Below are 13,177 nucleotides of genomic sequence, written 5' to 3' on the forward strand. Positions count from 1 at the left end.
GAGGCTCTTCCTCCACTTATCCTATCGTCGGCCCCAGCAGGTCGTCGGCATCGGTGATGCGATACGCATACCCCTGCTCCGCAAGGAAACGCTGACGGTGCGCGGCGTATTCGGCGTCCAGCGTGTCACGTGCGACGACGGAATAGAAGTGAGCCTGGCCGCCATCGTGTTTGGGCCGCAGCAGCCGGCCCAGCCGCTGCGCCTCCTCCTGTCGCGATCCGAAGGTGCCCGAAACCTGCACGGCCACCGAGGCTTCCGGTAGGTCGATGGAGAAGTTGGCCACCTTCGACACCACCAGCACCGGAATCTCCCCGCGCCGGAAGGCGTCGAAGAGCTCCTCGCGCTCCTTGGTGCGGGTGGAACCCTGGATGACCGGGGCGTTCAGATGCTCGCCGAGCTCGTCCAGCTGATCCAGGTAGGCCCCGATCACCAGGCTCGGCGCGTCCTTGTGTTTGGCCAGAATCGATTCCACCACGGGCAGTTTGGTGCGCGCGGTGGAGCACAGCTTGTAGCGCTCCTCCGGCTCGGCGGTGGCGTAGGCCATGCGCTCGGCATCGGTGAGGGTGACCCGCACCTCGACGCAGTCGGCCGGCGCGATCCAGCCCTGCGCCTCGATGTCCTTCCACGGCGCGTCATAGCGTTTCGGGCCGATCAGCGAGAACACGTCGCCCTCGCGGCCGTCCTCGCGCACCAGGGTGGCGGTCAGGCCGAGGCGGCGGCGCGACTGCAGGTCCGCGGTCATCCGGAAGACCGGCGCGGGCAGCAGGTGCACCTCGTCGTAGATGACCAGGCCCCAGTCGCGGGAGTCGAACAGCTCCAGATGCCGGTACTCGCCCTTGGTCTTTCGCGTGATCACCTGATACGTCGCGATGGTGACCGGGCGAATCTCCTTGCGCTCACCGGAGTATTCGCCGATCTCGTCCTCGGTCAGCGAGGTGCGGGCCAGCAGCTCGCGCCGCCACTGCCGCCCGGCCACGGTATTGGTGACCAGGATCAGCGTGGTCGCCTTGGCCTTGGCCATGGCCGCCGCGCCCACCATGGTCTTGCCCGCGCCACAGGGCAATACGACGACGCCGGAGCCGCCCGCCCAGAACGAATCCGCGGCCAGCTCCTGGTAATCGCGCAGATGCCAGTCGCTGGACTCGTAATCCAGATCGATCTGATGCGCCTCGCCGTCCACGTAGCCCGCGAGATCCTCCGCGGGCCAGCCGACCTTGAGCAGCATCTGCTTGATGCGCCCGCGCTCGGAGGGGTGCACGATCACGGTGTCGTCGTCCAGGCGCGCGCCCAGCATGGGCTGAATCTTCTTGTGCCGCAGGATCTCCTCCAGCACCGCGCGATCCAGGCTGACCAGCACCAGCCCGTGCGCCGGATGCTTCACCAGCTGCAGCCGCCCGTACCGGGCCATGGTGTCCACGATGTCCACCAGCAGCGGCTGCGGCACCGCGTACCGGCTGAAGCTGACCAGCGCGTCGACCACCTGCTCGGCGTCGTGCCCGGCCGCCCGCGCGTTCCACAACGCCAGCGGCGTCACCCGATAGGTGTGCACATGCTCGGGCGCCCGCTCCAACTCGGCGAACGGCGCAATGGCCTGCCGCGCCGCATCGGCCGACTCATGATCGACCTCCAGCAGCAGCGTCTTGTCACTCTGCACGATGAGCGGACCGTCGGTCACGACACCTCCTGGCTTGTCCGGCCCCGAACGGGCCTCAACCATTCTCCAGGAACCCACCGACAAGGCCACGTGACCTGCGCCCTTTTCTCTCTGGGCGCAGGATTTGGCCGGTCGGGCGGGTGCCCGATTACGCGAAAACCGGTCAAGACCCGAGTTTCTGTGGCTACGATCACCCGAAACTTGGACGCATGTCCATTTGGACTATTGACCTGATTGAACTGAACAGGGGTGCTCGATGCGCGGAATCGCAGCTCGGAAACGATGGCGAGAGATCGGGCGGAGGGGAGCGGGCGTGGTCGCCGCGGTGCTCGCGGCAGCGCTGATCGCGCCCGCGGCGATTGCCACGGCAGCGCCCGACACCGCCTCGATCACACGGATCCATGCCGACGGCGCGCGGTTCGTGGATGACAGTGGCCGGGTCGTGCTGTTGCACGGCGTCAACAATGTCGACAAGGAGCCGCCTTATATAGAGGCGGGGGATGGGCTGACACTCACGGCCGATGACGCGGCGCTGCTGGCCCGGCACGGATTCGATACGGTGCGGCTCGGCGTCTCGTTCGACGGGCTGATGCCCACCAAGGGCGTGGTCGACACCGCCTATCTCGATCGGGTCGCCGGGGTGGTGGATACCTTGGCGCGGTACGGGATTCACACGTTGCTCGACAACCACCAGGATGGGTTGTCGAAAGTGTGGCAGGGCAACGGGTTTCCGGAGTGGGCGATTCACGCGCGGCCCGGAGCGCTCGAGCCCAATGTCGGGTTCCCGCTGTATTACCTGATGCCCAGCATGAATCAGGGCTGGGACGAGGTCTGGAACAACACCTATGGCGTGCTGGATTACCTGGGGGAGGCGCTGGGCGCGCTCGCCGCGACGATGAGCGCCCACCCGGGCGCGTTCGGGATCGAGCTGCTGAACGAGCCGTGGCCCGGCACGGCATTCCTGTCCTGCTATCCGAACGGGTGCCCGGGGTTCGACGCGAAATATCAAGCGGCCATGCAGAAATTGACCGATGCGGTGCGCGCCCGCAATGGCGATCTCATGGTGCTCTGGGAGCCGAATGTCACCTGGAACGAGACCATGCCCACCAATCTGGGCAAGAATCCGCCGATCACCGCGCCGGATATCGCGTTCGCGCCGCACGACTACTGCATCCCCAGTCAGCTCGCCATATATATGGGACTGCCCGCGTTCCTGCGCGGCCTGTGCCCGGTGCAGCAGGGCAAGACATGGGGCAATATCGACGCCTTCACCGCTCGCACCCATCTGCCCACCCTGGTCACCGAATTCGGCGACGGTGACGCGAGCGTGCTGCGCAATACCGTGGTCAATGCCGACGACCGGTTCGTGAGCTGGCAGTACTGGCATTACTCCTCGACCTTCGGCGCGGGCGGACCGAGGCCGGATCCGTTCCTGGGCGATATCGGCAAGCAGTTGGTGCGCACCTATCCGCGGGCCACGGCGGGCACGCCCGGGCGGATGATCTTCGACGCCGACACCGGGGGCTTCGCCTACCGGTACACCCCGCGCGCCGGGACCACCGAGATCTATGTGTCCGATGTGCACTATCCGAACGGGTATGAGGTGCGGGTCGACGGCGGTCGGGTCACCTCGGCTGCGGGGGCGCGGATCGTGACGGTGGAGGCGGATTCCTCGTTGCCGGTGATCGTCCACATCAACCGTCCGGGAACGAAACCCGTTGAGGTGCCGGTGTAACGACCGACGTGCGGGAAACGACACAGTGGGGGACACTGCTGGACGTATGACCAGATATTTCTGATCGAGAGGTATTTCGTGACCCCCTTCGGCCTGCTGCTGCTCGGCAACCTTCCCACCATCCTCACCAACATGACGGTGATCGGCCTGCGCATCATGACCATGCCGCATTGATATAACCCGCACGTCGGATGCGGCCCCGGTCACCGCACGGGTATTCTCACCGCGTTCACAGCCGTGAACTGTTCGGTGAGAAAGGTTTTCGCTAGTGAAGTTCGCAGGAACGAGGACGCTGACGCGCCTCGTACTCGCCCTCGTGGCGGTGGCCGTGGCCGTGCTGGCCGCATCCGGCTGTTCGATGCTGAAGGACGCCAGCAAGTCCGATACCGCGAAGTCCAAGGTGGGTGACTGCATCAATGTGATCGAGGGTTCGGCGACGAACTCGAAGACGGCACCCGTCGCGTGCTCCGATCAGAAGGCTGTTTATGTCGTGGCCGGGGTCTACGACAAGAAGACCGAATGCAAGGAGGAGCAGACCTCCTACGAGGAGACCGTCAACGGCGGCACCACCGCGTTCCTGTGCCTGAGCCCGAACTTCAAGCAGGGCGCCTGCTACAACGAGAGCGCGACCACCGGCTACAAGTTCGTGGACTGCACCGCTCCCGAGGCCTCGTTCAAGGTGCTCAAGCGGATCGACGGCACGGCCGACGAATTCCAGTGCGACACCGCCACCGCCATCGGCTTCCGGGTCGTCCCGGACCCGAAGACGACTTTCTGCCTAGGAAACCCCAAGGGATAGAACGACTCTCAGGCCCGGTACCCGACATTCGGGTACCGGGCTCTTCTATTCGACCAGCGCCACCGAGGCGATGCGGTGCAGCGTGAAGTGGCGGACCGCGCCGGTGACCGGGTCGAGGGCATCGAGCTGACCGCCACCGACCTTGAGCGGCTCCACCACTCGCTGCGTGGCCACGCCCTGCGCGTCCACGTAGCCGATGTGGACCGGGCGGCGGGTGCGGGCGGCCAGCTGGAGCAGGTTCAGGGTGGCGGCGGTGCTGGTGCGGGAGCCGTCGGAGCGAACGGCTTGGCCGGGACGGGCATTGGCGGCGCGCTCGCCCGCGCGCAGCTCGGCCACCAGCGATTGCAGCTGTTCGGTGCTCGGCGGATTGGGCCGCCACTGCTGGCGCGGCTGCTGGCGGGCGGGCAGGCGCGCGCCGCGCTGGCGCAGGTCGACGATGGCGCCCGAGGAATCCTCGCCCGCCGGACTGAAGCCCGCGGCGCGCAGGCGTTCGAGTACTTCTCCAAGGGGCGCTTGGGAAATCGCGACGGTGGGGGCGACCGCACGCAGCGCGAGTTCCCCCGCGACGGGTGCGGCCAGTACCTCGGCCAGCAGCGTCGGATCCTCGCTGCGCACGAAGCTCTGCGCCATGCCCGCGCGCAGGCGGCCGTGGCGGCGGGCCACATCGTCGATGAGATAGGTCAGCGACTGCGGGACGGGCGTGCGGGAATGCGTGGTGAACAGGTTGTGCAGTTCCGCGGCCGTCGCGCCGGCGTCCAGGGCGCGCCGCACCGAGGTGTCGCTGAGCCGGTAAACGGTTGCGGCACCGGCGGATTCGACATCGGCGACCATGGAGATCCGGTCCTGCAGCTCCGGGACCAGCGGTCCGGGCGCGATGACCGTGAGATCGGCCTGCACCAGTACGTGGTCCACGGGCGCGGGCAGGGCGATCGCCATCTCGGATTCGGCGTCCTCGGGACTGCCGTGCAGCAGCGCCCGGCCCGCCGAGGAGACCGCCCCGCGCGCCACCAGTCCCAGCGATTCCGCTTCCGCCAGTGTGCTTTCCACGGCATCGAGCCGGTAGTGCCGCCGTCGGCGCGGCTGCCGCCAGGCCAGGATGCGACCCAGGTCGGCGGCGGAAACCTCGGTGCCGGGCGGGAATTCGGCCAGCAGCTCCAGAATGGCGCGGCGGTCGCGCAGGGCGTGGACATTGCGCAGCTCCGCCGAAAGTGCCGCCAGCGGTTTGTCATTGGCGTCGCGCAGGCCGATCATCCACGGGAACCGGTCCAGTTCCAGCCAGGCCTGGGCCAGCACCACCCAGCGGCGCGGCGGCACCACGGCCAGCCAGGCGTCGGAGGTGGTGGTGGGCGTCCAGTAGTCCTCGGTGCCGTCCCCGGCCGGCGCGGGTTCCGGGGTGCCCTTGTCGATGAGCCGTGCCGCGGCGAGGATTTCGGCCAGCAGGCCCACCCGGTTCTCGTCGATACCGGTCTGCTTGGCGACCCGGCGCAGCTCGCGCACGCCGAGGCCGCCGGAGCGCAGCACCGGCGCGGGCGCCTGGCCCAGCACGTCGAGGATCGAGGCGCAGTGCCGCAGCAGCTCTCCCACCTCGCCCGCGGCCACGGCGTTGATATCGGCGGGCGCGTGCTTGGTGGCATCCGGATGCGGGGGCGTGAGCGCGTGCGGATCGGTGACCGGCTCCTGGCGCAGCACCTGGCCGACCGCGACCGGCAGCTCGACGGTCTCCTCGTCGATCCAGTTCAGCAGGCGGCGGGCGAGCAGCCGCTGCACCGGGCGGTCGCTCGCGGTGCCGGGCGCGGCGTCGCGGGTGCGGCCGCGCGGGCCGGTGGCGGCCAGCTTCTCGAGCAGGGCGCGTTCCTGCGGCGTGGATTCGGCCAGGGCCGCGGCGATCTCGGGTTCGGTCAGCGCGTCGGGGAGTTCGGTGGTGCTGCCCAGCGGCCACGGCAGCGCCTCCTGAGCGGAGGGCGTCACGCGCAGCGCGGTGTCCGGGCCCCAGACCAGGGCGCGGGCGCGCAGCTTCTGCAGCGCCGCGTTGACCGTCGCCGCCGGAACCCGATCCGAGAGCAGTTTGCGCAGGGTCTTGGCGGGCAGCGGCTGCCCGTGGCGGCCGTCGCCGGCGCCTTGTACGACAAGGGTTTCGATGATCGCGAGGTCGAGGGTGTCGAGTTCGTCGCCGGCGCGCAGCACCGAGGCGCGCTGTTCGGTGCGCGCGGCCAGCACCGCCATCGAGGCGGGTAGGGGGACGGCCAGATCGGGGCGCAGCTCGAGCAGCGTGACGAGATCCGCGTCGGCGCGCTTGGAAAGCCATTCGGCCAGAGTCAGATCGGCGCGCGCGGCGGCCGACTTGGACTTCTTGGCGGGGGCCGTCGTCTCCGCGTCGGCCGGGGCAGCAGTGGAAGCCCCATTGCCGATCTCGGCGGGGGAGGGTGTTTCGGTCACTTCACCCGATCCATCGGGCGTGACGCGGGCATGGTGACACCGTGCGCGGGCGCGGTTCAGCGGCCGCCGCGGAGACCAGGCGGAGATGTAGAGCCTGGAGTCGTATGCGCGGCGGCCGCTCGGGAACGAGCGCCGTTAACCGCATGGTTGTCGGTCGTGCGTCGAATCAGCGGTTGACGATGGTGTGCGGGTGCACGTAGGGCAGCTGATCGACCGGCAGCGGGAACTCCGTGTCCTCGCCGTACGGGGACAGACCGCCGGAGCGGGTCGAGGAGAGTTCCGTGACCGCGTGATCGCCGTTGGCCATCTCGGGCCAGCCATTGTCGACATAGGGCTTGTTCGATTTGTTCACCACGCGCTCATTCTGGCATGCGGGGTACAAGACCGCCGCCTCCGGCACCCGGAAGTTTGCCCCCGCCACGGCGTTCCGCCAGCAACTCGAAACAACTCTCGTGACTCTCAGGGGCTGACGCCCCTGAAACCCAATGGGGTGGGGTGAGAAACACGAAGGCCCCGCATCGTCTTTGATGCGGGGCCTTCATGTGGAGGGAACGTGGTTGCTACTGGGGCAGCAGGCCCTTGTTCGCCTCGAAGAAGTTCACGATGCTGGGATCCAGCTGGGTGCCGCTGGCCTTGGTGGCGTTGAGGAAGTCCAGGGCGGGCTGGGGGATGTTGACGCCCTGCGACTGGGCGACTGCGATGGCGCGGTCCACGGCCTGGAAGACTTCCTGGCTGCCGTTGACGGCGGCGCCGGGGCCGGGCTGGGCCGGGTTCCACTGCGGGGTGCTCTGCGCGGGGGCGGGTGCGGTGCGGGGGGTGGCGGCGCTGCTCAGGCCGAGGCTCGAGGAGCAGGCGGGCCAGGCGCCCCAGCCCTGGGTGGCGAGGACCTTCTCGGCGACCGCGATCTGCTGCTCACGGGTGGCCTGGTTGGCGGTGGGGGCGTATTCGCCGCCGCCGTGGGCGGTCCAGGTGCTGGGCGAGAACTGCAGTCCGCCCTGGAAACCGTTGCCGGTGTTGATGCCCCAGTTGCCGCCGGCTTCGCACTGCGCGAGGCGATCCCAGTCGGAGTCGGGTGCCGCGCTGGCGTTACCTGCCATGGCCACTCCCGCGCCGCCGAGGGCGATGCCGGTCAGGGCAACCTTGGCGACGGTGCGGCCGGTGTTGGTCGGCTTGCGATGGCGTCCACTCATTTTCGGGTCTTTCCTCTCGTACGCGCCTGCGAGGCCGACTACCGGGGTCGAACTGAGAGGTCGTCCGGCCCGGCGCACATATCGTGCGCTGTTCCTCGTCTTCGCCCCTGATTCCAGTTGGGGGTCCGTACCCGCGGGGCGAAGTTCGGTGCGGCGGGCCGGTGGCGCCGGGCTGACCCGGCTGGTGGAGAACATTACGACGACCGCCGCCAAAAGTCTCCTTTTGGTAACCGCCGTGTCTGTCCGGGTCACTAACCGGCGCAAAGGGTTCCGCTTGGCTTCTTCGCAGGTGGTCACGGCGAGTCCCGGTCGATAGGGGTCTGTCACCGCTCTGTGACCTTCTCGTTATGTGACGAAGATCACACGCATGCTCGGGTAACGAAGTGGGCAATCCACGTGTCGCGCCGTCAGCGCTTGCGGCGACCCGACCACAGCGCGTAGACGAGCGCGAGCAGGAACCCCAGCGGCGCGCACATGGCCAGGAGGTAGAGCCACAGTCCCGGCTTCGAGTCGGACAGCAGGCCGATGCCGAAGATTGCGAAAACGGCCAGCAATCCAATCGCGAACAGGCCCATGGCGATCAGGAGCAGCGGGCTCGACGAACCGCGAGGCCCCTGCTTGGAAGAGGTGTCGGACACCTTCAGACCGTAAAACTGATGTGCTCGCGCTATTCACACCGGGGTAGACTCAGGGACATTCGCGTCCTGCATAGCTGTGTGGGGCGCGTTCTTTTCGCAAACGGAAAGGTCGGGGGCATCCGTGCCCGCGGCCAGGAATGTGCCCGGCACTGGCTCGGGCTCGAATGACGAACGGGTGAGCGCAGTGCCGACCGGCAAGGTGAAGTGGTACGACGTCGAAAAGGGCTTCGGCTTCCTTTCCCAGGATGAGGGTGAGGACGTCTACGTTCGATCGTCGGCGCTGCCCGATGGAGTCGAGGCGCTCAAGCCCGGCCAGCGTGTCGAATTCGGGATGGCCGCGGGTCGCCGTGGGCCGCAGGCGCTTTCGCTGAAGCTGCTGGAGACCCCGCCCTCGCTGCGCGAGGAGCGCGGTGAGCGCGGCGGCCGGGGCGAGCGCGGGGACCGCCGCGGCGGCCGCAACGAGGGCCCCATCACCCGCAAGACTCCCGACGAGCTGCACGGCCTCATCGAGGACATGATCACGTTGCTGGAGACCAAGGTTCAGCCGGATCTGCGCCGCGGCAAGTACCCGGACCGCAAGACCTCCCAGCGCATCGCCGAAGTGGTGCGCGGCGTCGCCCGCGAGCTGGACCACTAGGTCGGAGCGGCTGGGCCGCAGGGCCTTACGGACGCAAAGAACGCTGCCCCGGTGACATGATCACCGGGGCAGCGTTTTTGGTAAGGGGCGAGCTCAGCTGAAGAGCGCCGGATCGAACGCCGGGGTCTGGATCGACCAGATGCCGCGCGAGACGATGCCCTCGTTGCCGGCCTCGTCGCGGGCCGGAATCGGCAGGTGCAGTTCCATGATGGCCAGGTGGACCCGATCGCTGGCCGGGGTCTTGATGGTGATGGCCAGCGGCTTGTCCGGATAGTCGCGCGAGGTCAGCAGCACCGGCTGGGCCTGATCACCGTGCGGGCCGGCGACCCGGTAGCCGATCAGGATCTCCCACGGCGCGTCGGCGATCTCCTTGGGCAGCGACAGCTGCAGCGACGAGCCCGGCGGCACGTCCAGCTCCGACACCGACTTGCTGGCATCGCACTTGCCAACGGCCAGCTGCTCTTTCGACACCTTCAGGTCGCAGTACAGGAACGGATTCACCGACACCGACTTTCCGTGGGCGTACGCGGTGATCTCGGGATCCGGCTTGTCGGCGTTCCGTACGGCGATCGTGACCACGGCGGCCACCGCCGCGACGAAAACCAGCAGTGCCGCGCCTACCAGGGCGAGGATCGTGCGGGTCTTGGGTTGGCTCACCGGGATGTCCTGTCCGTCATGAGGTGGGTTCCCCCGCGCCGTGCGCACCGGGGACTTCCTGCTTGGCGTGCTGAGGTCGGTTACCGCCCAAACCGGGCAGTAGCGAGTGTCCACGGTAGCTGACCACGGTTTGGATCAGGCCCAGCGCCATCACCGAGGCGATCACGGTGAAGCCGATCCACCACTTGGTCGGCAGCAGCACGCCCAGCGCGCCGCCGAACACCCACGCCAGCTGCAGCACGGTCTCGGAGCGGCCGAAACCGGAGGCGATGGACTCGATGGGCAGGTCGTCTTGGATGGAGGCGTCGAGGGAGACCTTGGCCAGGGCGCTCGCGCCCGCCGCGATCAGCGTCGCGACCGCCGCGCCCAGCAGATTGCCCATGACCGCCGCCACCACCGCGGCGGCCACACAGGCGATGGAGCAACTCAGCACGATCAGTTGTGGGCGGCCGAGTTTCATGCGCGCGCCCGAGGCATTGCCGGCGAAATTGCCGATGGCCGCAGCCGCGCCGACCACGCCCAGCATGGCCAGCTGCTGCACCGGCCGATGCTCGGTGGCCTTGGCGACGAAGGCGGGATAGAAGAACAGGAAGCCGGTGAGCAGGCGCACCGTGCTGTTGCCCCACAGCCCCGTCACCACCGAACGGCCCAGGGGCTGACGGCGTTTGCTCGGCTGCACCTCGTCGGCGTGGCTCGGATCCAGCACCTCGGTGCGGGCGTCGTCGCCGTGATAGCCCAGGGTCGCCGGGACCTCGCCCTCGGTGACCTCCACCCACGACGGGATGCGCAGGCTCAGGAACGCGCCCGCCGCCGCCAGACCCGCCGCGAACAGCAGCGCGCCGGTGGAGCCGCTCAGCTTGGCGATCAGCGCGGCCACGCCGCCCGCGCCCAGCGTGCCGCCGACCAGGCCGAACACGGTGAGCCGGGAGTTGGTGCGCACCAGGTCGATTCCGGGTGGCAGCACGCGCGGGGTGACCGCCGATTTCAGTACCGAGAACGACTTGCTGAGGATCAGCATGCACAGCGCCAGGGGATACAGCGCCCAGTTGTCGATATTGAAGATGAGCAGCATGGCGATGAACACGCGCAGCCCGAACGAGCCCGCCAGCGCCACTCGCCGACCGCGTTGTAGTCGGTCCAGCATCGGGCCGATGACCGGGGCGATCACCGCGAACGGCGCGATGGTGATCAAGAGGTACAGCGCCACCTTGGTTTTGGATTCCGCGGTCGCGCTGGCGAAGAACAGGGTGTTGGCCAGTGCCACCGCGATCGCCGCGTCGGTGGCGAAGTTGGCCATGGTGGCGTAGATGAGCGCCGTGAGACCCGACTCCTCCGCGCCGTCGGCCTTGGCCGCGCGCTGGAAGGTCGCGAACCCGCTCTGCGTCAGTTCGATACTCCGCCGCGCCGCGACCCGGGTGACGGTCAGCTTGCGCGGCGGCTTGTGCACGCCGCCGGTGTCGTGCGAATCCGGCTGCTGCGCAGCGGGTTGCGGCACCGTCGGCTCCGGGCGGGTCGGCTCGTGCGGGTGCCGCGCGTTGTCGGGGCGGGCCGCATAGCCCTCGTCCCGTCGTGCGGGCGGCCCGGATTCGGTGCCGTGCCGATGCGAGCGATCGGCCTTCGCGTCGTATGGGCGGCCCGATTCCGGTTCATACGAGCCCGATTCGTACGGGCGGGTCCGCTCCGCGTCCCGGCCGCGGGGTTCGTGGCGGTGCGGGTGCTTCGCGCTCCCGGTGTGACCGGCCTCCGGGTCGAAGCGCACCGGTCGGGCGGTGCCGAAGTCGTGCGGCTCCCAGGTTTCCCGCGCGGTGCGCTCGGGCGGCCGGGTTTCGTAGGGCCGTGTCGGCGGATTGTCCTTTGCCGCGTCGGGCGTGTCGGCCTTGTGGCGGCGGCGCGCCCAGCGTGAGGTGCGGGCCTCGGGCTCGTGCGGAGGCTCGCCGCCCGGGCCGCTCCAGGGTTCGCCGCCGGATCCGTGCGGGGGTTCGCGGCGCGCTCCGGGGCCGTTGCCCGGGGGTGGCGTGGGCGTGCGACGGGTGAGGAATTCCGGCACTTCGGGCTCGTCGGGCGGGGGGACGGGTCGGCGGCCCGCGCGGTTGGCGGGCGGATAACGGTCGTACCCCGGATGCCTCTCGATCATGGGTGAGTCCTCGTCGCCCCAGCGACCTGGATCGGCACCGGGGTCACGGGGAGGAGTCACGCACCCAATTCTTGCAGTGCCGGGGATCGGCGGCTGCACTACGGCCGGTGTGGGCCGCCACAACTTCGGGCGGAGACCCTCCGACGGTGGTGGTCACGCGGGCAGGAAGCGGACTTCGTAGGACGTCGGCCACTTTTTTCCGGTCAGAAGGAAATGGTCGGTGCCGGGGAGACTCGCGATGCCGTTGAGGACATCGGTATTGGGCGTGCGGGCTCCGCGGGGCAGCAGGCCCGAGGCGTCGATGCGGGCCAGGACCTCGCCGGTGTCGGGGTCGATGCGCAGGATGGTGTCGGTCGGCCAGGCGTTGGCGTAGACGGAACCGTCCGGGGCGCAGTCGAGTTCGTTGAGTTTCGTGTCCTTCTTACTGGTGAGCGCGACGGTGCCGGTGATCGCGAAGGTCTGCGGATCCCGGAAGGTGAGGGTCGAGCTGCCGTTGCTCATGACCACGCGATTGTCGCGGGTGCACAGGCCCCAGCCCTCGCCGTCGTAGTGGGCCCGCCGGATTTCGGTGAGCGTGGCCGGGTCTCGGGCAATGGCGATGCCTTCCTTGTAGGTCAGCTGCCAGAGCAGGTCGCCCGCGCGGGTGATGCCCTCGCCGAACAGCGGCTCGGGCAGGTCGGCGCGCGCGAGTTCGGTTCCGGCGGCGAGGTCGGTCGCTCTCACATAGGAGTGTCCGGACAGTCCGGTGCTCTCGTAGAGAACCGACCCGTCGGCCTCCAATCCCTCGGTGAACGCGCCCGGGTCGTGCGGCCGTGTCGCGACGACTTCCGCGCGCAGCTTCGGCGTGTTGTCGCCGCTGGTGCAGGCGGTCGCGGTCGCGGCCAGGGCCAGGGTCGTGGACAGCATGATCGTGGCGGCCGCTACCGGTGCACGGCGTTTGCGCTCCATACGGCAAAATGTAGGGCGTGAGCGCGGTTGGAGTTTCGGAGTCCGGTGTGCGGCCGATCCTGGCGGAGGCGGTGGAGCTGGCCCGCCGTGCGCTCTTGGATCTCGAGCCGGTCGGGGTGGGCGCGCATCTGGGCGTGACCGGCGAGGACGAATCCTCGGCCACCCATCACTTCGAGGCGACCCTGCCCGGGTACGGCGGCTGGCAGTGGGCGGTCGTGGTGGCGGCCCCGCCGGAGGCCACGGTGGCCACGGTGAGCGAGTCGGCGCTGCTGCCCGGCCCGGACGCGCTGGTGGCGCCCGACTTCATTCCGTGGGATCAGCGCATTCGCCCGGGCGATCTCGCCCGCCG

12 protein-coding genes are annotated in these 13,177 nt (G+C 68.9%); 4 read left to right on the forward strand and 8 right to left on the reverse strand.

Going from position 1 to position 13,177, the window contains the following annotated elements; all coding sequences use genetic code 11:
• Positions 1-16 precede the first annotated feature (16 nt).
• Entirely contained in the window at positions 17-1,675 is a 1,659-nt protein-coding gene (locus ON43_RS03760; protein ID WP_040803568.1) for a DNA repair helicase XPB, read from the reverse strand.
• A gap of 235 nt (positions 1,676-1,910) precedes the next feature.
• Here ON43_RS03760 and ON43_RS03765 point away from each other — a divergent pair, with 235 nt between their 5' ends.
• Positions 1,911-3,389: an endoglycoceramidase I gene (locus tag ON43_RS03765; RefSeq protein ID WP_083913139.1), complete on the forward strand. Its 1,479-nt coding sequence runs from the start codon at positions 1,911-1,913 to the stop codon at positions 3,387-3,389.
• 268 nt (positions 3,390-3,657) lie between these two features.
• Positions 3,658-4,188: an LppU/SCO3897 family protein gene (locus ON43_RS03770; RefSeq protein ID WP_040803570.1), complete on the forward strand. Its 531-nt coding sequence runs from the start codon at positions 3,658-3,660 to the stop codon at positions 4,186-4,188.
• A gap of 45 nt (positions 4,189-4,233) precedes the next feature.
• Here the strand turns inward: ON43_RS03770 and ON43_RS03775 are convergent, their stop codons facing one another.
• The 4 genes from ON43_RS03775 to ON43_RS03790 all read right to left on the reverse strand — a co-directional run bounded on the left by ON43_RS03775 (position 4,234) and on the right by ON43_RS03790 (position 8,452).
• A complete protein-coding gene (locus tag ON43_RS03775) occupies positions 4,234-6,507 on the reverse strand; it encodes a helicase-associated domain-containing protein (RefSeq protein WP_040803586.1) in 2,274 nt (757 codons plus the stop codon).
• Positions 6,508-6,790: 283 nt separating this feature from the next.
• The gene (locus ON43_RS03780) at positions 6,791-6,979 is read right to left on the reverse strand and encodes a hypothetical protein (RefSeq protein WP_040803588.1); all 189 of its coding nucleotides are present in this window, start codon (positions 6,977-6,979) and stop codon (positions 6,791-6,793) included.
• A 205-nt stretch (positions 6,980-7,184) separates the two neighbouring features.
• Positions 7,185-7,814, reverse strand: a complete 630-nt coding sequence (locus ON43_RS03785; RefSeq protein ID WP_040803572.1) for a transglycosylase family protein — start codon at positions 7,812-7,814, stop codon at positions 7,185-7,187.
• A gap of 407 nt (positions 7,815-8,221) precedes the next feature.
• Positions 8,222-8,452: a hypothetical protein gene (locus tag ON43_RS03790; protein ID WP_040803574.1), complete on the reverse strand. Its 231-nt coding sequence runs from the start codon at positions 8,450-8,452 to the stop codon at positions 8,222-8,224.
• 184 nt (positions 8,453-8,636) lie between these two features.
• On the opposite strand from ON43_RS03790, the gene ON43_RS03795 reads away from it, so the two are divergent.
• Positions 8,637-9,089 carry a cold-shock protein gene (locus ON43_RS03795; protein ID WP_040803576.1) on the forward strand — a complete coding sequence of 151 codons (453 nt, stop codon included), beginning with the start codon at positions 8,637-8,639 and terminating at the stop codon, positions 9,087-9,089.
• A gap of 93 nt (positions 9,090-9,182) precedes the next feature.
• Here ON43_RS03795 and ON43_RS03800 read toward each other — a convergent pair whose 3' ends face one another.
• From ON43_RS03800 to ON43_RS03810, 3 genes are all read right to left on the reverse strand, one after another.
• Positions 9,183-9,746 carry a DUF2771 family protein gene (locus tag ON43_RS03800; RefSeq protein WP_040803590.1) on the reverse strand — a complete coding sequence of 188 codons (564 nt, stop codon included), beginning with the start codon at positions 9,744-9,746 and terminating at the stop codon, positions 9,183-9,185.
• Between the two features lie 16 nt (positions 9,747-9,762).
• Positions 9,763-11,880, reverse strand: coding sequence for an MFS transporter (locus ON43_RS03805; protein ID WP_083913141.1), 2,118 nt, complete (start codon positions 11,878-11,880; stop codon positions 9,763-9,765).
• A 153-nt stretch (positions 11,881-12,033) separates the two neighbouring features.
• Entirely contained in the window at positions 12,034-12,828 is a 795-nt protein-coding gene (locus ON43_RS03810) for a glutaminyl-peptide cyclotransferase (RefSeq protein ID WP_051177855.1), read from the reverse strand.
• Positions 12,829-12,845: 17 nt separating this feature from the next.
• On the opposite strand from ON43_RS03810, the gene ON43_RS03815 reads away from it, so the two are divergent.
• On the forward strand, positions 12,846-13,177 hold a 332-nt coding region (locus ON43_RS03815; protein WP_040803596.1), incomplete at its 3' end, for a DUF3027 domain-containing protein.

Origin of the sequence: Nocardia concava NBRC 100430, assembly GCF_000308815.1 — a bacterium.
GTDB classification, from domain to species: Bacteria; Actinomycetota; Actinomycetes; order Mycobacteriales; family Mycobacteriaceae; genus Nocardia; species Nocardia concava.